The organism is Bdellovibrio sp. CKG001 (genome assembly GCF_055397465.1).
On sequence record NZ_AP029173.1, the window covers coordinates 3,440,836 to 3,464,629 of the forward strand.

General features: G+C 46.9%; 23 protein-coding genes and 1 other RNA gene. 9 read left to right on the forward strand and 15 right to left on the reverse strand.

Annotated elements, in window-relative coordinates; genetic code table 11:
* The first annotated feature begins 519 nt into the window (after positions 1-519).
* From ACZ50P_RS16230 to ACZ50P_RS16240, 3 genes are read left to right on the forward strand one after another with little or no spacing between them, the layout of a single operon-like run.
* The gene (locus ACZ50P_RS16230) at positions 520-1,320 is read left to right on the forward strand and encodes a hypothetical protein (RefSeq protein ID WP_464132368.1); all 801 of its coding nucleotides are present in this window, start codon (positions 520-522) and stop codon (positions 1,318-1,320) included.
* Positions 1,321-1,324: 4 nt separating this feature from the next.
* Complete coding sequence (locus ACZ50P_RS16235; protein WP_464132370.1) at positions 1,325-2,785, forward strand: Eco57I restriction-modification methylase domain-containing protein; 1,461 nt, start codon at positions 1,325-1,327, stop codon at positions 2,783-2,785.
* On the forward strand, positions 2,779-5,235 hold the full coding sequence (locus ACZ50P_RS16240) for a DEAD/DEAH box helicase family protein (RefSeq protein ID WP_464132372.1): 2,457 nt from the start codon (positions 2,779-2,781) through the stop codon (positions 5,233-5,235). The genes ACZ50P_RS16235 and ACZ50P_RS16240 overlap by 7 nt, the downstream gene beginning before the upstream one ends.
* Positions 5,236-5,399: 164 nt before the next feature.
* On the opposite strand, the gene ssrA is transcribed toward ACZ50P_RS16240, so the two are convergent.
* The 4 genes from ssrA to ACZ50P_RS16260 form a co-directional block, all read right to left on the reverse strand.
* Positions 5,400-5,745, reverse strand: a transfer-messenger RNA (tmRNA) gene (gene ssrA, locus ACZ50P_RS16245).
* A gap of 334 nt (positions 5,746-6,079) precedes the next feature.
* The gene (locus ACZ50P_RS16250) at positions 6,080-7,213 is read right to left on the reverse strand and encodes a TIGR02147 family protein (protein WP_464132374.1); all 1,134 of its coding nucleotides are present in this window, start codon (positions 7,211-7,213) and stop codon (positions 6,080-6,082) included.
* A gap of 158 nt (positions 7,214-7,371) precedes the next feature.
* Positions 7,372-8,265: a hypothetical protein gene (locus ACZ50P_RS16255; protein ID WP_464132376.1), complete on the reverse strand. Its 894-nt coding sequence runs from the start codon at positions 8,263-8,265 to the stop codon at positions 7,372-7,374.
* Between the two features lie 166 nt (positions 8,266-8,431).
* Complete coding sequence (locus ACZ50P_RS16260) at positions 8,432-9,787, reverse strand: hypothetical protein (protein ID WP_464132378.1); 1,356 nt, start codon at positions 9,785-9,787, stop codon at positions 8,432-8,434.
* 138 nt (positions 9,788-9,925) lie between these two features.
* Between ACZ50P_RS16260 and ACZ50P_RS16265 the strand changes: the two genes are divergently transcribed.
* Positions 9,926-10,618, forward strand: coding sequence for a phosphatase PAP2 family protein (locus tag ACZ50P_RS16265; RefSeq protein ID WP_464132380.1), 693 nt, complete (start codon positions 9,926-9,928; stop codon positions 10,616-10,618).
* Here ACZ50P_RS16265 and ACZ50P_RS16270 read toward each other — a convergent pair.
* Entirely contained in the window at positions 10,615-11,370 is a 756-nt protein-coding gene (locus tag ACZ50P_RS16270) for a M48 family metallopeptidase (RefSeq protein ID WP_464132382.1), read from the reverse strand. The genes ACZ50P_RS16265 and ACZ50P_RS16270 overlap by 4 nt on opposite strands.
* 45 nt (positions 11,371-11,415) lie before the next feature.
* Here ACZ50P_RS16270 and ACZ50P_RS16275 point away from each other — a divergent pair, with 45 nt between their 5' ends.
* Positions 11,416-12,390: a serine/threonine protein kinase gene (locus ACZ50P_RS16275; protein WP_464132384.1), complete on the forward strand. Its 975-nt coding sequence runs from the start codon at positions 11,416-11,418 to the stop codon at positions 12,388-12,390.
* A gap of 36 nt (positions 12,391-12,426) precedes the next feature.
* Here the strand turns inward: ACZ50P_RS16275 and ACZ50P_RS16280 are convergent, their stop codons facing one another.
* From ACZ50P_RS16280 to ACZ50P_RS16295, 4 genes are all read right to left on the reverse strand, one after another.
* Complete coding sequence (locus ACZ50P_RS16280) at positions 12,427-13,041, reverse strand: hypothetical protein (protein ID WP_464132386.1); 615 nt, start codon at positions 13,039-13,041, stop codon at positions 12,427-12,429.
* 146 nt (positions 13,042-13,187) lie between these two features.
* On the reverse strand, positions 13,188-13,691 hold the full coding sequence (locus tag ACZ50P_RS16285; protein WP_464132388.1) for a hypothetical protein: 504 nt from the start codon (positions 13,689-13,691) through the stop codon (positions 13,188-13,190).
* A 183-nt stretch (positions 13,692-13,874) separates the two neighbouring features.
* Entirely contained in the window at positions 13,875-14,681 is an 807-nt protein-coding gene (locus tag ACZ50P_RS16290; protein WP_464132390.1) for an extracellular medium-chain-length polyhydroxyalkanoate depolymerase, read from the reverse strand.
* Positions 14,682-14,826: 145 nt separating this feature from the next.
* Positions 14,827-15,321 (reverse strand): hypothetical protein, encoded by a 495-nt coding sequence (locus ACZ50P_RS16295; protein ID WP_464132392.1) that lies wholly within the window; start codon positions 15,319-15,321, stop codon positions 14,827-14,829.
* Positions 15,322-15,407: 86 nt separating this feature from the next.
* On the opposite strand from ACZ50P_RS16295, the gene ACZ50P_RS16300 reads away from it, so the two are divergent.
* Positions 15,408-16,280, forward strand: coding sequence for a LysR family transcriptional regulator (locus tag ACZ50P_RS16300; protein WP_464132393.1), 873 nt, complete (start codon positions 15,408-15,410; stop codon positions 16,278-16,280).
* A gap of 479 nt (positions 16,281-16,759) precedes the next feature.
* Positions 16,760-17,062: a hypothetical protein gene (locus ACZ50P_RS16305; RefSeq protein ID WP_464118836.1), complete on the forward strand. Its 303-nt coding sequence runs from the start codon at positions 16,760-16,762 to the stop codon at positions 17,060-17,062.
* A gap of 14 nt (positions 17,063-17,076) precedes the next feature.
* On the opposite strand, the gene ACZ50P_RS16310 is transcribed toward ACZ50P_RS16305, so the two are convergent.
* Together ACZ50P_RS16310 and ACZ50P_RS16315 are read right to left on the reverse strand one after the other, a co-directional pair.
* On the reverse strand, positions 17,077-17,655 hold the full coding sequence (locus ACZ50P_RS16310; protein WP_464132395.1) for an NAD(P)H-dependent oxidoreductase: 579 nt from the start codon (positions 17,653-17,655) through the stop codon (positions 17,077-17,079).
* Complete coding sequence (locus tag ACZ50P_RS16315) at positions 17,652-18,164, reverse strand: DoxX family protein (protein WP_464132397.1); 513 nt, start codon at positions 18,162-18,164, stop codon at positions 17,652-17,654. The genes ACZ50P_RS16310 and ACZ50P_RS16315 overlap by 4 nt, the downstream gene beginning before the upstream one ends.
* On the opposite strand from ACZ50P_RS16315, the gene ACZ50P_RS16320 reads away from it, so the two are divergent.
* The gene (locus ACZ50P_RS16320) at positions 18,163-18,765 is read left to right on the forward strand and encodes a TetR/AcrR family transcriptional regulator (protein ID WP_464132399.1); all 603 of its coding nucleotides are present in this window, start codon (positions 18,163-18,165) and stop codon (positions 18,763-18,765) included. The genes ACZ50P_RS16315 and ACZ50P_RS16320 overlap by 2 nt on opposite strands.
* An 8-nt stretch (positions 18,766-18,773) precedes the next feature.
* Here ACZ50P_RS16320 and ACZ50P_RS16325 read toward each other — a convergent pair whose 3' ends face one another.
* Genes ACZ50P_RS16325 through ACZ50P_RS16335 form a run of 3 tightly spaced genes read right to left on the reverse strand, consistent with a single transcriptional unit; the run spans position 18,774 to position 21,341 of the window.
* Positions 18,774-19,616 carry a hypothetical protein gene (locus ACZ50P_RS16325; RefSeq protein ID WP_464132401.1) on the reverse strand — a complete coding sequence of 281 codons (843 nt, stop codon included), beginning with the start codon at positions 19,614-19,616 and terminating at the stop codon, positions 18,774-18,776.
* A 5-nt stretch (positions 19,617-19,621) separates the two neighbouring features.
* The gene (locus ACZ50P_RS16330) at positions 19,622-20,488 is read right to left on the reverse strand and encodes a DUF4423 domain-containing protein (RefSeq protein WP_464132403.1); all 867 of its coding nucleotides are present in this window, start codon (positions 20,486-20,488) and stop codon (positions 19,622-19,624) included.
* A 16-nt stretch (positions 20,489-20,504) separates the two neighbouring features.
* Positions 20,505-21,341: a DUF4382 domain-containing protein gene (locus ACZ50P_RS16335; protein ID WP_464132405.1), complete on the reverse strand. Its 837-nt coding sequence runs from the start codon at positions 21,339-21,341 to the stop codon at positions 20,505-20,507.
* Between the two features lie 360 nt (positions 21,342-21,701).
* Here ACZ50P_RS16335 and ACZ50P_RS16340 point away from each other — a divergent pair, with 360 nt between their 5' ends.
* Entirely contained in the window at positions 21,702-22,931 is a 1,230-nt protein-coding gene (locus tag ACZ50P_RS16340; protein ID WP_464132407.1) for an NADP-dependent isocitrate dehydrogenase, read from the forward strand.
* Positions 22,932-23,016: 85 nt separating this feature from the next.
* Here the strand turns inward: ACZ50P_RS16340 and ACZ50P_RS16345 are convergent, their stop codons facing one another.
* Positions 23,017-23,760 carry a hypothetical protein gene (locus tag ACZ50P_RS16345; protein ID WP_464132409.1) on the reverse strand — a complete coding sequence of 248 codons (744 nt, stop codon included), beginning with the start codon at positions 23,758-23,760 and terminating at the stop codon, positions 23,017-23,019.
* Positions 23,761-23,794 lie beyond the last annotated feature (34 nt).

The window sequence follows — 23,794 nt, forward strand, 5'->3', positions numbered from 1 at the left end:
TTTCTAAAATTTCTTGCGTAGGCGCCGCGCCATCACTAGCTTCTTCAGGTCTGCCTTTAAATTAAATTCTAACACTGTTGGTAGAACATTCATTTAATATCCACGCTGCTCTTCAGAAATTAGAGACTAACCCCCAAAGCGCGACGCAGTTGACGTAAACCCTCTCTGCTTAATCTCATCTTAAAACCTCCGTTGTTATGAGACTTGCTGCCGCAGCTGATGCTGCTTGGCTTTGGGCTTATCGATGGAACAATAAAAAACGTCCATTTGGGAAAGGCTGTTTATGTGGAAAAAGCCTGACCGGTTGCAGGCCAGTTTCGGGCCAGTTATATTCCGAACTAAATAATTTCATATAGATAGAGCCGTCGAAAATATTTTTAAGATAGTTTTTCGACCTTCGTCTGAACCAAACATACTGGACAATAGATAGCTAAATACCCAAATATCTAGTCTCTTCTATTTAATAAACAAACCGATATATATCCACAAATTAATAGTGTTTGTTTATAAGAGGGCCCCATGAAAAATCTGTTTTTCTTAGAAAACTTATCTCATAGAAGTCGCGACCGAATTAAAGACCTCGGTGAGGTATTCACCCCCGAAACATATGTTGAAGACATGCTAAATTTGTTAGCGAAAGACAAACGTGGACTCTGGTCTGATGAGGAAACCGTATTTTTTGAACCTTGTGCGGGGCACGGAAATATAGTCATCCCAATTTATAAAAGACGACTTGATGGGATTTATAAAAAAGCAATAGCTCAAGGCTTGTGCGGTAGATCTGAGGCCCCTTTATATGCAGTCGCCAATGCCCTTAATACTTTGTGGGCAATTGATATCGATCCTAAAAATGTAGATAATTGCCGTTCCCGCGTATTGTTGGCGACTTTGGATTTCTTAAAAAGAAAGTTAAAAGTCGAAAACGATGCAATTCTATTTTCAAAAAAACGTAACTTCTTCGCCCACGTTTTGTCGGCGATCAAATGGCACATCGATGAAAATGAAACCTTGTCCGCATTAAGCAACTCGGAAAATGCTAAGACACACGCCCAACTCACAAAATCAGGGGGCAAGTGGTTTTCACAAAATGGCCACCAACCGATGAACTTTGATTTATCGTGGGTAAATTTTTATGAGTCCTGTGAAGCCTCCAAAACAATTCCCTTAGAATATGAACGATCAGTTCGTTTTATTGATGCCGTCCTTTCAGGAAAACTAAGAGGCTTTGAAGACTATGGATTTGCCAAAGCAGTAGTTGAAATCACTAAACCACATGACACCGCTCGCAAGGCAAGCAGATCACTTTTAGTAGAGGCTTAATTTAATGAGTGCCTTAGCGATCAAACCCACAGCCCATGTCGTTGATGTTCTCGGTAATGTGATTGGCCGAGATCAACCTATTTTAAGAATGGAAAAGGCCCTTGAAATGATGGCCCTACTAGGTGAGGAACTATTCGCTGATGAAAATGTGGTTTTCTTTGATCCATTCTGTAAAGCAGGAGAGCTACTTCTTGCATGTGCTTTTCATAGTTGCTGGGCTAAATCAAAAGGTAAACGCGAACTTTTAGATTTGGAGATGGTGAGGAAAGAGGTTTACAAGTCAAACAGATACTTTGGCCTTGCGCCGGACGAGCGACACCATCGCCTGAGCATACGCACTTTTTTAGGTAACGAAAATTCGCACAACGAAGACTTTAACCACATCATCCGTGATGGACATTATGTGTCCGAAGAAGACGGAAAACTAGATAAAGAGAAATTTGAAAGGGAGTTCAAATCCATGATCGAATATATCAAAAGCACGTCGAAAAATAAGCGAATAGTCTCTATAGGAAATCCTCCATATCAAGAGTCAGACGGCGGATTCGGAAAAAGTGCCAAATCAATATATGGCCTTTTCACTGAAAAGCTTATCAGCACAGCTAAGATAAGTGAGTTCTTGTTAGTAATTCCCGCAAGATGGTTTGGCGGTGGTAAAGGTTTGGATGATTTTAGAGACTTAATCCGAAATTCAGGACAAGTAAAAAATCTTCGCTATTTCAAAAATTCTAGTGATGTATTTCCTACCGTGGATATCAACGGCGGCGTTTGCTTTCTTCATTTTGATAAAGCATTCAATGGTCAAACGACATTTACTGATGGCAAGCACCAAGTTTCCTTGCACCTGAATGAATTCGATATAATCGCAGATGACCCAAAAGGCTATGCGCTTGTTCGCAAAATTTTGTCTCAATGGAAAGGCGATTTTATTTCTTCGGTTGCTTGGTCAAGGAAGCCATTTGGTCTTGCAACTGACCACTTCTCAAAAGTAAAACCACTAAAGCAAACTGACAAAAATGCCATTCCTTGCTTGAGTAGAAATAAATCAATCAACTATGTGGACAGGAAAACCATTGAAAAAAATGCCGACAAAATTGATCTTTATAAAGTTTCAGTTCCAGCCGTAGCAGGCGGATCGAAAGGAAACCGCAGATCCACAATTCCTGTCAACCAAATTTTTCTTTTGCCAAAAGGTACAGTATCTACTGAAACATATAGTGTAATTGATGCCTTTAACTCCAAACAAGAAGCAGAAAACTTGATCGCATACTTAAAGACCGATTTCGCTCGCTACTTTTTGGGCCTCAGAAAAATCACGCAACATTTACCAAGAGATCGTTGGGAATGGGTTCCATATGTAGACACTAAAAGAATTTGGACGGACACCGATCTATTCATATTATTCAAACTAACAAAAGATGAGCAAAACCATATTAGGGCAAAGGTAAAAGAGTGGTCATGTTAGAACAACTCAAACTATATGCCTACACCACCGAAGAATATAAGAAGAATGGTTGGATAAAAGTAGGCCATACAAAAGTTGGTGAAGAACGGATTTGGAACCAATTTGGAACATCAAATCCTGAAAATCCCGATTATCAAATGATCGGGATGCTTCCCTATGGAGTTCGTGACCATCATATTCATGCCCAACTTATAAAAAATGGCTGTAAAAAAATTGAAAATGTTCCCGGACAGGAATGGTTCCAGGTCATAAACAAAAACGACCCATTCAAAGATGTCCGTCGTGCCTACAATGAAATTGTAAATGGAAGTTCCCGCACAGAACATTACAAGCTCCGTAAAGAACAAGCAGGAGCTATAGAAAAAGCGAGCAAATGGTTTAAAAAAGACTATCCTTTAGAAGTCATCGGCGCAGCCACCCATTCCAATCGTTTTCTTATCAATGCCAAGATGCGATTTGGTAAATGCTTTACCAGTATTCACTTGGCTAAAAAAATCAACGCTCGCAATACATTAATCGTAACTTACAAACCCGATGTTATCGGCGAATGGATTGATACGGTAAATGAACAGGTTGACTTTGACGGATGGACAGGCATTAGGGCAAAGCCAAAATCAGACCGTCCAGCTGATCCAGCACTGAATGATAGTGGCGATTTCCCACGGACAAGTGGCCCGATAGTTTTATGTGTTTCTTTACAAGACCTGTGGATCGATGAAGATGGAAACACGAAAGAACGCTTACATAAAATCCCAGAAATTGCTTGGGACTTAGTAATTTTTGATGAGGTTCACTACGGCAGTAGAACCGAGCGGGCAAAAAGCATTTTGGAGAAAATTAATTTTAATTACCGCCTAGACTTATCAGGCACACCATTCCGCTTGATTGAGCAGGATGATTTTTCATCTCAACAGGTTTACACCTATAGCTATCTCGATGAACAAAAAAATAAAGGAGATGAAATTGACGCAGATCCACAAGAACTAGAGGAGAAAGTTTATCGCTTGATGCCCGATCTCAATATCTCGGCCATTGAAATCACTGACGAGGACATTGCAGAGCAACGGGAAACTTTCAAAACTGACGACATCGATTTTTCACTAAATAGACTTTTTGAAACCAATGAAGAGAATCAATTCGTTTATCAGGAAGCTGTTGACCATTTTATTTCGGGTTTAACAAAATCAGGCCACGATGCCCGCTCCATTAGTGTTTATGGAAGTCTTGGTTCTCAACTAGGATGCCCACCAAAACGTCATACGGTTTGGTGGATGAATAGAGTCGATTCAATTTCTGCCCTCATTGAAAAACTTCAATCGCATCCATACTTTTCTAATTTCATTCTGATAAATGCTTCGGGAAGCGATAGTAAGAAAGATGAAGATGACCGCATTGTGGCCAAAGAAAAATCATCAGTACAAAAGGCCATCACTGAAGCCAATGAGAACCCCAATAAATTAGGAACCATTACCTTTACATGTGGCCGATTTTTAACCGGGGTTACTATCAAGGAGTGGGACAGTATCTTAATTTTAAACGATATTAAATCCGCCGAAACCTATTACCAAGCAATCTTCCGTGTGCAATCTGCCTGGGTGAACGAGAAAACAAAATCATCGCTAAAACCTAAAGCCTGGGTTTTCGATTTTGCGATCACCCGTTGTTTACAAGTGACCTATGATTGTGCGAGCAATATCGCCGACCAGATTGACCAGCAGGAAAGCTATGAGCAACGGACGGATGTTAGTAAGGACAACCTAGAAATCGTAACCGAGGGTTTATGCGGCACCTTGGATATTAAGCGGTTTTATGAAGGCAGTCTGACCAGCACACCCACAACAGCCAAGGATATTTTTGAGGTCCTCAATCATGAGGGATCTCGTATTGCCCTTGCCCGCAGAATTACATCCAATGTTTTAGTAAATTTTGGAAAATTGAAGCTATTGGAGGAACACCCACACCTTTTAGCAATCCTAGAAAAAGTTAAGGGCTACCGTAGTGGTGAGTTTTCAGCATCCATTGAGGATTTCGTTCAGATCGGACGAGACGCCAGTGATTTAGAGCAAGTAAAAGGTGACCCGAATCTTACTCGAGATGAAAAGGAAAAAATCATCGAGGATTTCGCTGAAAAAGACAAAGACGAGGAAAGGCAAACCAGAAAGAAGTGGTACGCCACACAAATTAAGAGATTGGCCATCTGTATGGCTGACTTTATCTATATGACTTATGAACGTGAATACAACATCGACGATGTCATACAAACCAAGTCACCTCAATTTTTTGAGGTAATGACAGGAATTTCTAAGAATGATTTTGTCGAACTTTGTGACAAGGGGTTTATGAATAGATTCGCACTAAATCGCATTGTGCGTGAATTTAGGGACCAAGAAAATACTTCCTTAAGTCCTGAACAATACATTCTTGAAAATTTAAAGAAGGCTGTCTCCTAAAGACCTATTTGCAAACTACGGTAAAACTACCATCGACTACAGAAGTCGTGAACCCCTGTGAAGCAATTCACACTACGTTGAATCGAAAATCCCCAAGCTATCTCTATATTTCTTATTAATATATTGGTCTTACCTTCACCCCTGCCAATCAGGGGGAGGTAAAATGGTGGAGGCGGGGGGAATTGAACCCCCGTCCGCAAATGATCCACGATAAGGCGCTACATACTTAGTCAGTGTTTTAGATTGGTCCTCGGGCTTCCACAGACAAAATCCCTAAGACCTCTCCCCCAGTAAATTTAAGCATGTCTGCTGGAGAAAACCCAACACGCCGAGGTCCCTAAATGACGATCAATCCAAGTGCGGAACCACCACAAGGTTGATCGTGCTGCTTAATTAAGCTGCAAGTGCGTAATCGTTGCCAATTACAAAATGGACGTTTTTAACGAGGTCCTCATCCGCCCCGGTATGCTCCTTATGCTTCAGCACCCACGTCGAAGCCAGTACGCCCCCATAGTGTGAAAACATATCTTTCTCATTGTCTCGCATTTTGCGGGAAAATGAAAATCGTTTATCCTTCCCATTTGGACCCCCGTTTTCAACGATTAAATTTTTCGTGACGCAGGACTTTTGTCTTGCTTGGGTGGTGTCATCCTAACGAGATCCTAACGTTAGCAGGGGACAATTTACGCCAAATGATTGAGATATCCACCATTTATGGGTCTATTCCACAGAGTTATCCACATTGCTGCCTGAAAAATGGGGCAAAACTGACACCAAAATTTAAGAATCTTAAATTTATCCGAGGGGCCGTCATGTTCGGTGACAGCCCCTGGATTGTGCAAAATTAACGGAAAAGGTCGGCAGCGGACGCGGCCGTAGCGGCAAGAGAGCTCACATTTGAGCGTTCATTCTTCTGTTCTTTGGTCACTGGCGCTGGGGCTACCGGAGCCGCCGCCACTGGAACCACGGGGGCTTGTTCAACCACCACCGCAGCCGGGGCTTCGACAATCGGCATCTCGGTCACGATATCCAAAGAGGACTTCATCACCGGAGCTTTCACCACTGATTCCACCGCGTTGGTCACTGGGAACAACTGGATATTAAGCTGATAGACTCTTTCCCCTTTGTCCTTCATGCGCGCAATGGAGTTGTCCTTGTGCAGGGCTTTTCTCATCTGACGAAGCTTGAATTTGATTTCTTCAAACTCTGTCTTGGTCAAAGACAAGGTCAACGTGCCGAATTCACGCTCGGTCGGCTGATCCTGGTACAAGGACTCAAGCCCCAAGTACATCAACTGGGACTGAAGTTTACGAACCAACGCCACCGGGATTTCTTCCGGGGATTCAGTCAGACTGCGAGCTTTTTTAAGCTCTCCTGTCACTTCATCACGGCGCAGATCGCCTGAGCTGATCAGAGTGGACAGAGCATGATCGATTTCATCTTCGGAAGCCTTGCCACGCAGAAGGTTCTTCAAGGTCGCCGTGTCGAAGGAAACACCTTCCTGGTCGATCATCGCATAGATAATCCAAGCCACCCAGTTCGGAACCTTTTCCCAGGTCTTGCGATCGATTTCGCCAGACTTCAGCTTCCCAGCCACACGGTGTTCGCTCAATTTCTTGAGGTACATGTTGCGTTCCGCAGGGTCCATGGCTTGAGTGAATTGAACCAAAAGACGGAATTCTTCCGTTTGTTCCTTCATGAAACCCAGCGCCTTACCGAATTTGCCGATCATATCGTCGGAAAGATTTCTTTTCCCTTCGATGATCATTTTCAAATAGTTCGGGGACTTGATATTGGCTGCTGCAGAGAAAACGGCATACGTATAAGCACGCAAAGAACCCTTGGAGGCTTTACGTTTATACAGATAAAAATCGCCCAAGAACTGGCGATAGTTCATATAATCAGATAATACGGGCGGAACGAGCGAACCCTTTGAAATTTCTTTGCCTTTGCTAAACTCTGGCTGATGGTTTTGCATAGAAACGGTTCTCCTTTGCACCAAACTAGTTCACCTGATTTGAATCCCCAAAACAAGCGGATTTGTGCGCGAAGATCGTTACGTTATCGCAAAGCATAAAAAAAGACCCTCGAAACCGAGGGCCTTTCTAAGTCGATCAAGTTTTGAAAGCAAAAATACTAGCGACGAGTCAGCTTCAAAGTCACCGCGCGCACATCCAAGTCTCCGCGAGTGTAAAGAACGATGCTAGAAGCTGTCTGACCGATCACAGCATTTTGTGGGTAAACAGACTGACGATGACTGTAGCGATCCACTTGCAGTGTTTGACCTTGATTGAAACCATTGATCAAAAGATCCATCAAAGCCATGTTGTAAACTGCATTGGCTTCGATTTCGATGGCCTGGATTCTATAACCACGGTAGCGGTTCATATCCAAGTACATGCCCAGATCCAAACGATCATTGCCATACAAACGACGGTTCACATACAACGGAACATCGATCGTGCGACCTGGATTCGTTGGAGGCTGGTAAGAACGCTCACGCAAATTCACAGTCACAGATTCGATCTGTGCATTGCCACGAATCTCCAACTGCAATGTGCGGATGTCTTCACCCAAAACCGCGCGATAACGCGGGCGAAGCAACACGGCGCCTTGCGGGGAATAAACAGACTCATTCATACGACCGTCTGTCAGCAAAGCCACTTCGGTGTTGTAACCGCTGCTGCGGAATTGAGCTTCGACGGATTCCACTTCATAACCGCGATAGTTTTCACCAATCCCTGCCAACTGGCGAAGGTGCAAAGTTTCGTTATTCACGCGACGGTTAAGATAAACAACCTTGCGCTCCTGACGACCATAGCCGCCGCCATTGCCGAAATCATCCTGACCAGGATAGCCGGGACCGAAGTCACCGCCAGGGCCAAAATCACCTGGGAAACCAGGGCCGACATCAGGAGTTGGGTATGGAGTCTCTGGGCGAGGTGCCCCTGGTACAATATAAGCCTCTGCTGCGGCTGCAAACAGAGTGATTGCTGCAAATGAAAGTAAAAGGCTGCGTTTTAGAGTCATTATGTCCCCCAAGTGGTTAAGAAGTTCCCCCACTTCCCGTTAAAGCAACCAGCGTACCAACTATTAAAGAGACAAAATGACCCCGAAAGAACGAAAAAAGGCCACTGATCTTGGAGGAAATCAGTGGCCGGCATAAGAAACATACCCAACGAAGGGTCTTTTAGGGCTATTTCAAGTTTTCGTCGTTGATCTCAACCAGAGGTTTGATCTTACGCATGAAGGTCACAGCGAACTGATCTTGAGCATAAGACGCACGCTTTCTCATTTTCAAAGCAATGCGGATCTGACCCAAACCGTTGTTGGCGACCAAACGAGCCTCACCGATCCAGTTTGCATAAGTCAGCTTAGAGTTGCCCAAGGAAACCAGATCCAAAGAGTCTTCCTGATCTTTCGCAATACGAGTCAGCGGAATATTCACACCCGTCCCCGCTTCAGGAGCCAGCAAAGGACCCGCAAATGCCAGAAGTTCGTTGTTCGCACCTTTAGTCACAACCGTGAAGCCAGAACGACCATTCACAACTTCGAAAGAATACAAGCCCACGGACTTGATTCTATCCACGGTGTTTTCTTTTCGAATCGTGTTTTTCACATAATCACGCAAGATCAGATACTCTGGATTGTCAGAGAACTGCTCTGGCAAATTGAAATACAAGTCAGCAGAAGAGCTTCTGAACACCACGTTGATGATCGCAGAAGAAGGACTGGAACCGATCTTCAAACGTGCAAACACGTTTTCACAACCGCCATCCAGATCCAGACACTTCACAGTGCCTTCCAAAGCGCGTGTGCCTGTTGTTCTTTCGCCGTTACCAGCACCAACAGATCTCACCGGAGAAGCCGTGCCTTCGCCTTGAGAACCCGCGACGTTATAAACTTTGATATCGTTGCCTTCTCGGACTTTCAAAGTGATGATCACATCGCCAGACATGCTGTCCACGGAAAGCTTCGCATGTTGAACAGAGGCTGCCGCTTCCAAGTTCAAGCGACGAGTTTCATAGCTGACTTTTTCGTTACGAGCTCTAAGGAAATTCAAAAGCTCATCCGTGCCGGAAGACGTGTAAACCAGGCCATCAGCGGTCACACCACCGGTCATACGTTTCGTCAAATTATCACGAGTCACGTTGGACGGATCATTATATCTGTAATCGCCCGGAATCACATGCGTGCCCGGAGCTGGTGCTGGACGAGTGTCCACCACTGCAGGAGGCGTCGTCGGATTCACAGGGGCTTGTGGATTGATTGGCGTTGGAGGTGGCGGAGGAGGAGTTGTTGGATTTTTCCCCTGACCTTGACCTTTGTTTGGAATCGGAGACGGCTGAGTCGTGTCCTTACCGTTACTGCCCGGAGCAGGCAGACCACCACCGATTTCACCGTTGGTATTGTCAGTCTGGCTCGAGTCCGTTGGCTTAGCTTGTTTATTAGGCTCTGAGAAAACGTCTTTTTTCTTACCGCAAGCAGTAAGGGACAACGACGCCAACAAGGCCGCCGTGATCAAGGTATGCTTTTGAAGCATTGGCAACATGAGAAACCTCCAAGTATTCTTTCAATAAACCAATTCGCAAAGGTCCTTAAGCAAGGCCTGGGCCAGATTTCGTCACCCCTCAGCAGGCCTTGTATTTCAATACAGTTAGGTTTTAGACTGAGCCTTGGAAGGAATTACATGCCTGTACAACAATTCGGCGAGCTTTTGAGCGACCCTAAAAAACTGACCCAACATCTATTGAAAGTTATTCTTGTCAGCTTCGTGCTGGCCCTGCTGGCGATGTACTTCGTGGACCAGCAAGTATCCCTGTATTTCGCTGAAAAAGAAGTCACAGCATTGTGGAGAAAACCCGCACGCATCCTGACGGACGTGGCATTGTCTGAATACTATTTTGCAGCCGCCTTGATCATCTGGGCCTTCTGCAAATGGGTCGCCCCGCACGTTGGCGCTTTGAAATCCCACCTGTCCCGCGTCGACTACTATCGTCGCTGGGGTTTGAATCTTCTGGTGTCTTTATTGGTGGCGGGCGTGATCACGCATATTATTAAGTTCACCGCCGGCCGTCAGAGGCCTCACAAAACACCGGATTTTGATCCGCACATCTTCACTCCGTTTACGACGCACTGGCACTGGCATTCGTTTTCTTCCGGCCATTCCCAGGTGATCTTCACAGTGGCAACGATGATGAGTGTCGCCTTCCCGCGCTTTCGCTGGTTCTGGATTCCGTTTGCGATGCTGGTTTGCTTAACCCGCGTGGTGGTGCATGACCACTTTGTCAGCGATATCATCTTTGGTGCGTGTGTGGGCTACGTCGGCACCTTGCTGGCCCTGCAACTGATGCGTCAAAAGACTCAAAACGGACTTTATTAGGATTTTTCAGAGAGGAATTCCACCAGATACTGGGATTCCCTCATGGTTCTGACGATGTCCTTGTAATTAGCGACATACTTTTCGACCAGACCCCAAAAACGATCTGAATGGTTCATGTGCTGCAAATGCGCCAGCTCATGAACAATCACATAATCAATCACCTCTTCGGCAAAGACGATCAGACGCCAGTTCAGGTTGATGATCTTTTTCGAGGAACAACTGCCCCAGCGGGTCTTTTGTTCACGGAATTTAACCTGTGACGGGCGCAGGTTCATCTGCTCGGACCAATAGGCCACACGCTGACTTAAAAAGTCCACCGCTTCGCGCTTATAGAAATGACGAATTTCCTTCAGGGCTGTGGGATGCTCTTCGATCAGGGAATCTGCGCTCCAGTCATTGCGTGGGATATGTAAAAGCAGATGTTCATCGGTGATCGAGACAAAAGTTTTTTTGTGCAGGGTGATCACCACTTTGAGCTTTCGCTCGGTCCCTTTAAACGGAAAATTCTCGTAAGCCCTGATGCGCTTTTCCGGGAACTTTTCAGCGATCTCGGAAAATTTCACGAATGTTTTTTCGATCCAGTCTTTTTTCGCCATCAAAAAATCGGTAATGATTTTCTGACTGGTGCTTTTTGCCGCCACGACCTTGATCGGTTTATTGGGGTACAGATAAATAGAAACCGAGCGACGAAAATTCCGTCGATGCACCTCTACGGGCCATTTTGCGAAGATAAAGGTTTCTTTGCCGCTCATCAGTCAGAGAATGACTTAAGCCTTAAAAAGTGGCAAGATCAGATAATGGATAAAAGCTCTTCTTTCTATAGTTTAGACCCTGAAAAAGTGCTTCTGGCGACAGAACATGCTGGCCTTTATCCAACGGGCGAGTTTACGCAGCTAAATTCCTATGAAAACCGCGTTTTTGACATCAAGCTGGAAGAGCCCTGCACGCCCGGGGCTTTGAATAAAAACGTCATCGCCAAATTTTATCGCCCCAACCGCTGGAGCAAAGAAGCCATCCTGGAGGAGCATGAGTTTTTGCTGTCCCTGAAGGCCGAAGGCATTCCCGCCGTCGCCCCTTTGCTGCAAGGCCATGATTCCACCTTGTTGGAAGTCGATGGAATGTACGTCGCCTTCTTCCCGAAAGTTCTGGGCCGCATGCCGCAAGAGTTCCTACAAGGCGAACTTCACAAAGTGGGCCGGCTGATGGCGCAAGTTCACAATGTCGGCGCGAAGAAAGCAGCTCCACACCGCCCGGTTCTGGATACCAGCTACTATGGTGGCTGGGACACTTTGGATTTCCTGCAAGACTGGATCACCCCGGAACTGCGCCAGCGCTACAATATCGCCGCCGAAGACATTCTGTATGCTATTGATGACAACTTTGATCCGTCAGAGTTCATCCGTATCCACGGGGACTGTCACAAGGGGAATTTGCTGAATAACGGTCAAGAATTCTTCCTGGTGGACTTTGACGATTTCGTCAATGGTCCGGTGATTCAGGATTTCTGGATGTTATTGTCTGGCGACGAAGACAGTTTGGATGAAGAAAAAATGCAGATCATCCAAGGCTACGAAGAACTGCGCGAGTTCCCGGATCATCAGTGGTCGTGGATTCCGATGTTGCGAGGCCTGCGAATTGTGTCTTATGCCGGATGGATTGCCAAACGCTGGGAAGACCCGAGTTTCCCCCGCCTGTTCCCGGAATTTAACAAATACACCTATTGGGCTGAAGAAGTTGAAGCCTTGGAAAAAATCGCCTGGAAAATCGGATAAAGAAAGACCCGCTGACAAACAAGCGGGTCTTTTATTTTAGCGCGTTCGCGAAGACGGATTAACTTGGTTGGAAGGTCCACTTTCCCTGCGCTGAGCTTCCCGAAACTGCGTCGAACTTGTTTTGCCGCCGCGACGGGAAAGTCGCATTTTCGGCTGCAACGTCAAGGTGTGTGAAACTTCTTCAGTTCCTGACTCTGGCAAATCAGGATACTTCGGCTGACGTTTTGTTTTGGTGGAAGCGCGAGTGGCAGAAATACGTCGAGTGCCGCCATGTGCGGAAGACATTTTCGATACTCCAGCTCGTTTGGATTTTGCAGAAGAACCGGAGACTTTGGGTTTACGAGCCGATGTCGCAGAAGCGCTTTTTTTGAGTTCGGCTTTAAATTTTTTGAGACTGATACCGAGATGATTCATACGATAGCGGATTAAGCGTCCACTGCTTATTTTGGCTGAACCACGCCAAACATGCGCCAAACTTTCTTTATCCTTAAGTCGAACTTTGTAGCTGGCGATCAAACGTTCACACCGGGCAATGTGCGCATTCAATCGGGCTTCCGACAGATGGTGAAGAGTTTCTGGAAAGCTGTCTTTTACAAGTTGATATTCAGCCCGCGGGAAGTTTCGGCGAGCAGTTTGCAATTCGTCTCTCATACCTGACTCCTTGTTGTGAGGGTCCGTTGAATCAATTTTCATTCTAGAGAAGTCTGACTTGATGACCTTCACTTTCATAAGCCTCTTGTTACAAAACAAGGGCCGCTGCTGCGGCCCTTGAGGAAATCAGTGCTGTGATAAGCGCCTTACTGGCCCAAAGTCACCATGTTGAGTTCCATGGTTTTTACTTTTCCAGAATCTCCGTCGGTCTTGATCACTTTTACAAGGCCAAACGGAACATCACCCCACCACATGGTCACTGTATCACCTTCATGGTGACCGCTCTCCCAGGTCTTCGTCATTTTGCATGTGTTGTAAGTTCCAGCCGGAACCGTAACTTCTTCCATCACACCTCCATGAACCACACAGTTGGTCATGATCTTTTGCCACTTCTCGGGCGTGTAAAGGTTCTTCATTTCCTTGGTTTCACAGCGTTCCCATTTACCCATCTGCATCCAGGATTTCACCAGCCACTTCATCGTGGTCGGATCCTGACTGAGCACCTCTTTGGAACCTTTTATTTCGGTTGAAGTGCCGTCGGTGCCAACCACAGTGCCGGTCCATTCCACTTTATCCCCCACCATCGGATATGCCATCGCATAGGTGGATGCAAAGAACACGATACCTGCAAATAATTTTGCTGCTTTCATGAAAGACCTCCTAGTCTTGTTGGTTTGATTTTGGAAGCCTAGGTTGAACTGAAGATTTTTTTACGTCTGCGATTTTTTGTCTGATCTGCAACCTTACACCTGACTGGCAAAAGTGACTGAAAGAAAACAAAAAACCGAAGGGGTTTCCTTCGGTTCTATGTGAAATGAATATGTTGAATTTATTTAGGGGTGCTTTAAAAACCAATCTGTAATCAGATCTGGGGCTTCTTCCAACCACTCATGCCGAGCCCAAGGGCTGACAAATGCAGCTGTCTCAATTCCCTGCGCCTGCAGACTTTCATAATAAGGATACATCGTGCGCACAGGAACCACAGGATCCAGACGGCCGTGCAGGAAGATCGTTGGCGGATGATTTTCCGGCATCGCTTCAGGCACAAAACACATCGGGCCACCGCAAGTGGCATAGGAAGCCGAATGCACCGCCAGAGCTTTAAACACTCCCGGGAAGGCCACGGCCATGCGACTGGAATGATATCCACCGCTGGAGATGCCTGTGGCATACAACTGCGCCATGTTCAACTTCCCAAACTCCCCATTCGCCATGGCTTTTAAAAGCTCTGAAACGAAGAAGAAATCTTCAGAAGTGTTGTAATCAACACCCACAATATTGGTCATCCATGCAATGCCTTCGATGGCCGGTGGTGCAATCACCGCAAAACCGTGATCCAACAAAGACTGAATCAGGCGGATCTCATTGTATCCGCCTGCGATCATCAGACTGCTTCTGGAAAACTCCACCGGAAACAGACTTCCCTGATACAAGACAACTGTCGGCCAACCCGCCTTGGGAGCACGCCCTTTCGGTAAGGAGTACTTGACCTGACGGGTGAGGTGAGGCCCCGCAATTTCCTTTACCAAATAAGGACAGGTCAGACGATCCACCAATCCGCTGACTTCACAATTCGAGCGCGCCTGTGCCGACATTCCCAGGGACAGGACACTCAAAATTCCAAGAGCCAGCGTTTTCATTAGATCTCCTTCAGCGGACCTCAGGTCCGGGGACAATATAATCGCAACCACAGCGCTTTGTCCCCTAGAACAGTTGACGGTTTTCTGATGCTTTTGTCAAAAGGACCCTTAAAACCGCGACCCAGAAGCCCCAAGTATCCACCTGCTACTGGCAATACCAATCAGTACCGTTTCCGGTGACATACATGCCCTTCACCTGCATGACCTGCAGTTTCATGGGAACTCGGGCTTTCAATCCTGCTGGAATAGAGTGATTCAGGATCATCATAAACTCCAGCCCATTGGCGCCTGCGAGGCTCGCGACCAGTTGTTGATCATTGTAGTTTTTTACACTGCCCGTCTTACCGGCCTCTTCACTGGATCCTTCATAAGTATATTCCACATCCGAACCGCAGTTTCGGCTTGGGCACTTGCCCGGCACCCAGACTGAATAGCTGTATTGAACCTTGCCATGGTTGTCATACTTCAGCTTCAGAACTTTTTGACCCGCAGCTGTGACGGGATCGCCGTTCAAAGAGCACGTGATCTCTTGAGGAAAATAACACTGATAAGAGCTGGCGCGATCCGGAAGGCAGTCTGCCTGAGCTGTCATCGCCGAAAGAGTTACACCGAAAAGAACAATCCAAGATTTTAGTTTCATCACAACCTCCTACGTTGTTGGAGGCGAAATTATTTTCAAAGAAAGTATTTGTATAATTCATATATATCACTTTATTATCATTATTAATGAGTTTACTAAGCCCTTCCCTTGAAGCTTTCTGGGCCGTTGTTCAAAAAGGCACGGTCCTGGAAGCTGCTAAAATAGTAAATCTCACCCAGACAGGGGTGACCCAACGTATCCGGAGCTTGGAAAAGCAACTGGGTGTGACGCTGTTCACCCGCTCCCGTAAAGGCATGCGTCTGACCCAGGAAGGGGAATCCCTTCTGCGCTATGTCCAGGCGGCCCGCGATCTCGAAGGGGACACCCTGTCTAAAATTTCCGGAAAAAAAGAGTCGGCCTTCTTTGAGGTCTGCCTCAGCGGCACCTCCACCCTGATGCGCTCGCGCATCATCCCCAAAGTCAGCACCGTCGTTAAAAAAAATCCCAAGCTGCGCGTGCGCTTTGATATCACCGACACCGACAGTGTTTTGGGAAAACTAAAAACCGGCTTCGCGCAAATCGGCGCCCTGCCCGCAAATCAAGTGGGGCTGGAGCTGGATTCCAAGGTGATGGCGCCAGAGCGATATTACCTGGTCGGACCCTCGGCGTGGAAAAAACGAAAGCTCGACGACATTCTTGCAAACGAACCCATTATTGATTTCGACCCTCAAGACACCGTCACGCTGGATCTGCTGAAGAAATATAAACTGGCAGGAAAAGCGCAGAAGCTGCGCCACTATGCCAACAATATCGATGCGCTCACCTACATGTTGCAACAGGGGCTGGGCTATTCGTCTCTGACAGAAGAGTTTGCTCGCCCGTTTATCAAAGATGGCAGCCTTTGTTATCTCGCCGATGAATTGCATTTGGATTACTCTGTCGCTTTGGCATGGTATCCCCGCTCGGAAATGCCTGCGTACTTCAAACAGCTCATCGAAGTTCTGACAAAAAAGAACTAAATTTTCACCATCACAGAATCAAGGTTCCATCTTGGAACTGGCCTCCACAAAGGATTTCAAAAAAATCAGTTTACTTTTTTTGAACAATCCTCGATATTGGAATTATCTCTAATGAAAGGAGGCCATCATGATTATTATGATGATTCAAAATATAAATATTTGCGGATCTACTAACGTGGACGTGGCCTCTGACATTCATTCATAGGTCACAGATTCAATCCCACGACAATTGAACTGCATCTCTAAGCACGTAAAGTGTTAGTCACTTTTCGTCTTTAGATCTTAACCCAAAATTTAATTTTAGCTCTGGCGACGCTTTGGTCTCATTGTACTGAATGAGGTCCCCAACACCTGTGTCCGTACTTTGATTCTGAAGTGGTGTCATAGCTGAACTTTCAAACAACCCTTGCGCATCTATCTGTCAAAACGGCCTTTTGCACAGAGCTGCCGCAAGCATTATCAATCCTGAGGAGGAAGCTATGAACGCACTATTGCGTAGAAAAAAACAATGGGAATTCCAAAACGAGCGGTACTTATTGAAACTCGTTGAAACCTCAACTGATGTGTCTATTGAAAGCGTAAAAAAGGCCGGTCAACTTACAAGCTTCCTTCTGTATCTTGCTTATAAGAGCACGAGGATCATGCTTGCGTTAGCGTCTGCTACATTGAGAGGACCGAAATTGGTACGCTATTCAGCTCCGGAACGGAATCATGAAGTTCTGGAAGTACAACTTCAGCAACTGGAAGCCCGCCTGCAAAATCCAACGATCTTGCAGCGATAATCGCAAGGGGGAGCTTAGGCTCCCCTTTTACCCAGTTCATAAACTTTCTTAAGATAGGACTCGATCACATCTTTAGGACGATCTTTGATTCGATCTAACTGCGTGACCTTGACAGGTTTGATACCGCAGAATTCCAGAACCGAGTTCTTCATCATGCGGATCACGGGATCGCGCAGGACAAACTTGTTCCACCATGATGGCGCATCCGTCGTCACAATCAGTCTTCCCGTTCGTCCCTTCAACAACCGGTCCCACCATGGGCTGTCCTTGTGATACTTAAAAGCAAAACCCGGCAAAAGAACACGATCCAAGAAGCCTTTTAATAAGGCTGGCACCGAGCCCCACCAGATTGGATGCACGATCACAAGATGTTCCGCCCATAAAAGATCCTTCTGCGCCTGAACCAGGTCAGGCTCCAGGTCCTGAATCTTTAAGTAGCCTTTATGTAAAACAGGATCGAACTTCAAATCCGAGAGCTGCACCAGACGAACTTCAAAACCGGACTCTGTGGCTCCTTTTGCGTATTGCTGCGCCAAGGAAGAGCACAGCGATGTATTGTTAGGATGTCCATTTATCACCAGGATCTTTTTCATAAGATGGCTCCCACATACAAAGCGACAATAAAGAGAATCTGCACCGCCCCCCGCTGCAGGACTGACAATGGTTTGGCACCTCGGAAGTGAATGTTGCTTTTAGCGGCGTAGTAGTTGGCTGGGAACATTAACACCAACAGCGCAATCAAAGCCCATCCTGTGATGGCTCTGTTTTCAGGATTCATTAAGTCCCAGGCGCCCAGCAGCTCCAAGGCCCCTGTTAAGTAAACCAAAAACATCTTGGCTGGGATTTTCGGAGGGATCATTTTCACGAATTCATGGCGTAAGGACGTAAAGTGACTGACCCCCGCCAAAAAAAAGACCTGAATCATGATCCACAGCGGAACATCCTTCCACTGCGTAAGAGCACCGCCAAACTTTGCGGCCACGGCCAACAGGGTGAAAATCAAAAGAAGACGATAGAACGGATTTAGCTTTCTCATGTTTACAATGTTAACATTAATGTGACCATTGTAAACATAGAAAAAACCTGCTAGTCTTTTTTTCATGGCAAAGACGTACCATCACGGCGACCTTAAAAAAGCCGCCATTAAAAGAACCGTTGAAATCATTCAGAAAAAGGGCGAAGCAGACTTCACTTTGCGCGAAGTCGCCCAAAGCCTTAAAGTGAGTCACACGGCCGTCTATCGCCACTTCGCCTCAAAAACAGATCTTTTAAGTCACATTGCTGAAGAGGGGTTTCTGGCTATGAACCAGAGCTTCACCGAAGCCCTGAGTCCGCTGAGGTCACCCCGACAACGCCTGAAGGCACTGGGGAAAGCCTATATTGAGTTTGCCGAAAAGAATCAAGGACACTATCGCTGCATGTTCCATCAGGAACTTCGCTGCAGCCCGGATCTCAGACCGGAACTTGAAGCTGCGGGGGCAAAGGCATTTGCCACCCTTGAGGAGACCTTGAAAGACGGGATCAAACAGTCAGTTTTCAGAAAGGCAGACCCCACAATCACCGCAAGGTCTGTCTGGTCAGGAATTCACGGATTTGCCACTTTGCTGATAGATGGACAGTTTCAAAGCCTGGATTCAACGTCGGCTGTCAATGACGCTATCGACAGCCATCTTTCTTTTCTAGAACAAGCCGTTCTTAAATAGCCCGGTGACTACTTGACGGTGTCATCATCGCCACTCAGCTCATCATCGTCATCCGCATCCACTCCAAGGTTGGACTCGGTTTCCAGCCCTTTGGTGAAGCAGGTGTAGATATCTGACGCTGAGGCATCAATCAGCGGACACGGATTCACCGCGGGCAGACGGTTCTGTTCATCAATCACAACATCCGACGTCACCGCCGAAAGATTGATTTTCTTGAAAAGACTGGCCACTTGAATACTCATCAATATATTGGCGCTTTCAGAGATTCCAACGCCGTTCTGTCCACCGAGTTCAAATTCATAGCCTTCCCGACTTGTGATCACCAGGGAATGTCCGCCGACCGCTCCACTCCAGTAAATGCTTTTATCCAGCATTTGTGCCGGCGCACCGGCCGGAAGTGTGTCGGTGTTATGCAACTGCATCTTCACACGACGAACCAGCGAGGTCGCAATTCGAGCCTGTCCCAGCGAATCCGGCTGCGATGAAAGCAGATCCACCACAAAGGGACCTTCAAAACTGACATCCTGACCATCGACTTCATCCTGATCGGCAACTTCCGTGGCCTTGAACTCGATCTCTTTCACAGTGATCCACGCATGATCCAGCGTCACTGTCACTCCATTGGCGTCCGTCATTGCAGGCGGAGGCGGCAAAGCCAGCGCCGGACGCAGCAGAAGATTCAACCAAGGAAAACGCGAGACGTAAGATGCAATCGAATTTGCCGGCGAAGACGACGCCGTCATCTTAAAGCTGATCATAGGGTTCCCGGTGCTGGTCCCACCGTCACTGCTTTTCTGACAAGCAGAGATGATCGTGATAGTCATAAGACCCATGGCCAAACGCATTCTCATAAAATCTATTCTCCCATAACTTCGTCGTCTTCAGCGACTTTTTTTGTCAGAGGGAAGGCTGCCAGCTCAATGTGGTATACCTCCCCGGTGGGATCTGCATCTGCGGCGTCCACCTTTTCCAACGACGCCAAGGCATCGCGCAGGATCGTCTGGACCGCTTCAAACTGACCTTTCGTCAATGCAGCGGTATGCCCCAGAAGAAGACGCTCGGCCCGCGGAACCTCTTCAATCGAGGTCTTGGCCCAATCCAGCATCTGGCGGTGAAATTCACCCAGAGAAATCTTGAAGACACCCTCGTGACAGTCCAGTTGCTTTTGAATCACTTTGTACTTCCCGTCAGAATCCTTATCCACGAAGCCAAACTTCAGAAGGAAATCCAAGGCATCTTCGACTTCTTTCTGAGAAACTCGACCCCGGAGCTTTTGCTGAATCCAAACCGGATCCGCTGAAAATTCCGGAAGATTCACCAATTCCCGGATCGCAACAAAGTACCACTTGCTTAAATACTGATGAACCTCAAGTTCGTGACGGTTGGACTCTTTGTAGTCTCGGAGTTTCTGCAACCCGGTCAGGGCCTGGACCCGCTCTTTAGGGTCCTCCGATTCGGCAATCACCTGCAACAAGTCCAGGTATCTTTCTTCCTTCGGAGTCATCTTCAAGTGGGGCTTCAACTTCGCAAGAGCCCGCCGACTTAACTTGCGCTTTCGGGCAAAGCACATAGGAAGGTAGCCGGAGGCCATCCCGGCCTCCTTTGCCACCTGTCTTAGACTGAATCCCTTTTCCCGATCCTTGAGATATTCAACCCAGTCTTTTAAGAATTCCAGGTAGTCGTGATATTCCTGTATAAGGGGTCTCTTAACTACCGTTGCCATAAAACTTTCCCCTGCATTAGTCTTCTACTTCGTCTTCATGTTCTTCGATTTCACAGTCGCCGTCATCGTCTTTGCCAAGTTTTGCTGCCTGCTCAAGACCTTTTCTGAAGCAAGTGTAAAGATCGTTGGCTGATGGATCAATCAAAGGACACTGATTGACTCCCGCAACTCGATTCGCTGACGTGATAGCGACATTCGAAGTCACACCGGACAAATCGATCATCTTAAAGAGATCCGCCAGTTTAATCGCCATCAGCACATTGGAGGATTCCCCCAAGTTGATTCCACCGGCCCCGCTGATTTTAAATTCTGTTCCATCATCTGCAGAGTAAGAAATCTGATTCCCCGCCACAGTGGCTTCGAAGTAGATGCTGTTTCCAGCCAGCCCCATCGGCGCTTCGGCAGGCAGAGCCGCATCCTTTTCAAGCTTCATCTTGATGCGACGATAAACACCCGCTGGCACTTCCGCCACCCCAAAAGAGGTCGGAGTTGGAGAAAGCAAATCCACAACGAATGGCCCCTGGAACTCAACACCATCCTCATCCACTTCACCGACGGCATCTGATTCTTCCATCTCAAGTTCAATCTCCTTCACCACCACCCAGGCCTTGGTGAGCGAGACATTGGCCCCCGAAGCATCCGTCATCGCTGGTGCTGGCAGAGCCGAAGCCTGCGGCATCAACAAACTGAGCCATGGGTGCTGAAGTTTATATTTCGCCAAAGTCGATGCTTGGGACGAACCCGTCATCGTCAAAGACGTCGCCACAGTCCCCGATGAGGACGGCGCCTGCGAACATCCCATACTCACTGCGGCGAAACCTGCGATCACTGACTTTACAACCTTGCTATTCATATTCCCTCCCTGTTAATAATTCGACATCCTGTCTGGCTGAATCTTCGGGCTGAATCGGCATCGAACTGCTATCTGAAATCAGGATAGTTGATTTATCGGGATTCTTCAGAAAAAGTTCACAGTTGTGATCACTTTTTAAGTTTCGTTTTTAGATTGTCATTTAATATCAATGGTTTATATATCGATTTTTATCGTCTCATTCTGATTACTAATTATTTTGTGATCACCCAAGGAAGGCCTTTTTCCAGCTATGAAACGCACAACTAAAGGCTTTGATGCCCTGTTTTCCTTTGTCTTACAGGCGGCACCATTCTATATTTTCAGGGCGCTTTTACAATCCCATCACAAAGGACACGACTTATGAAAAAAATCAAAGTTGCCAATCCCGTCGTTGAGCTCGACGGCGACGAAATGACAAGAATCATCTGGAAATTCATCAAACAACAATTGATCCTTCCATATCTTGATATCGACATTAAGTACTATGACTTGGGCATGGAGCACCGTGATGCTACCAACGACCAAGTGACTGTTGACGCTGCAGAAGCGATCAAAAAGTACAACGTGGGTATCAAATGCGCGACGATCACTCCGGACGAAGCTCGCGTAAAAGAATTCAACCTGAAACAAATGTGGAAGTCCCCGAACGGCACTATCCGTAACATCCTTGACGGTACTGTGTTCCGCGAACCTATCATCTGCAAAAACGTTCCTCGTCTGGTTCCTAACTGGACAGCACCAATCTGCATCGGCCGTCACGCTTTCGGTGACCAATACCGTGCAACTGATTTCGTAACCAAAGGCAAAGGCAAGCTGACAGTCACCTTCCAACCGGAAGATGGCAGCGCACCAATCACTCACGAAGTTTACAACTTCAAAGGTGATGGCGTCGCTTTGACCATGTACAACACCGACGAATCCATCACTGGCTTCGCACGTTCTTGCTTCAACCAGGCGTTGACTAAGAAATGGCCGTTGTACCTTTCCACTAAGAACACGATCCTGAAAAAATACGATGGTCGCTTCAAAGACATCTTCGAAGACATCTATCAAAAAGAATTCAAAGCGAAGTTCGATGCTGCTGGTATCACTTACGAACACCGTCTGATCGACGACATGGTTGCTTCCGCGTTGAAATGGAACGGTAACTTCGTATGGGCATGTAAGAACTACGACGGCGACGTTCAGTCCGATACAGTAGCTCAAGGTTTCGGCTCTTTGGGTCTGATGACTTCCGTACTGGTCACTCCAGACGGTAAGACAATGGAATCTGAAGCCGCTCACGGCACAGTGACTCGTCACTACCGTCAGCACCAGCAAGGCAAGCCAACTTCCACGAATCCAATCGCTTCCATCTTTGCATGGACTCGCGGTCTTGAGCACCGTGGTAACCTGGATAACAACCAGGAGCTTGTGAAGTTCGCTCAGACTTTGGAAAAAGTCTGCGTTGAAACAGTTGAAGCTGGTTTCATGACCAAAGACCTTGCGGTTTGCATCTATGGCGACAAGGTTCCAGCTGACAAGTACATGAACACTGAGCCGTTCCTGGCGAAGTTGGATGAGAACTTGAAAAAAGCTCTTTCCATGTAAGCCGTAGGCTGAAAGAAAAAACTAAAAGAGGAGCCCGTGAAGGCTCCTCTTTTTTTTATTCCTTTACGTGCCAAATTCTTTAAATTCAAGATCCACAACTTTTGCCCCAGGTGTTGGCTGTTTTATCGCCCACACCGATATGCAAAGAGGCGCTGCCATAATGACCGATGGCTCTGAGACGTTTGGCCTTGCGCATTTTGCAAAGTTCTTTAAAGGCGCGGTCCGCTTCGCTGTTGCTGGCAAATCTGACGTCGATGGATGTTCCATAAGGATGTCGACCAGCGGCCCCGCCCACGTTTTTATTATAAGGTTCAGGTCTCCACCAATTATAGATCTGACTGATCTTAATTCCCTTGGCGGAAAGATCCTGCAAGATACGCACTCCCGCAATCGGATACTTCCAGGTGCTTTCGTCGGGATGAATCAGATTATGCACCTGACTGGAGCCATAGGTGCAGCGGAAGGTGTTCACACTTTTCGGATTCGGACGAACCACCTGATCACACCAGAAGGAACCGTTGGTTTCCTTTGAGCACTTCTGCAAAAACTCTTCTTTTTTGGAGAGCCCCAGATTGACCTGTGTTTTCTGCGAAGAGGACGCCTTCACACATCCCAGCGCCTGAATTTCTTCTGAGATGCCGAAATCATCATGAACATGATCAGCGATATCCTCACCGTCTGTCATAGCTGTGTCGGTTGTATCTGTCAGATTTTGATTTTCGTTTTGCATGGAAGACGACTCAACGTAGTCGTTGGCTCCCCCTTGGCATCCCAGCAAACCCACTCCCAGAGCAAGAACCAAGGCGACGGTATTTTGTTTCAATGTCATCTGAACCCCTTCACTGCCGATTGGCAGGCGAGTG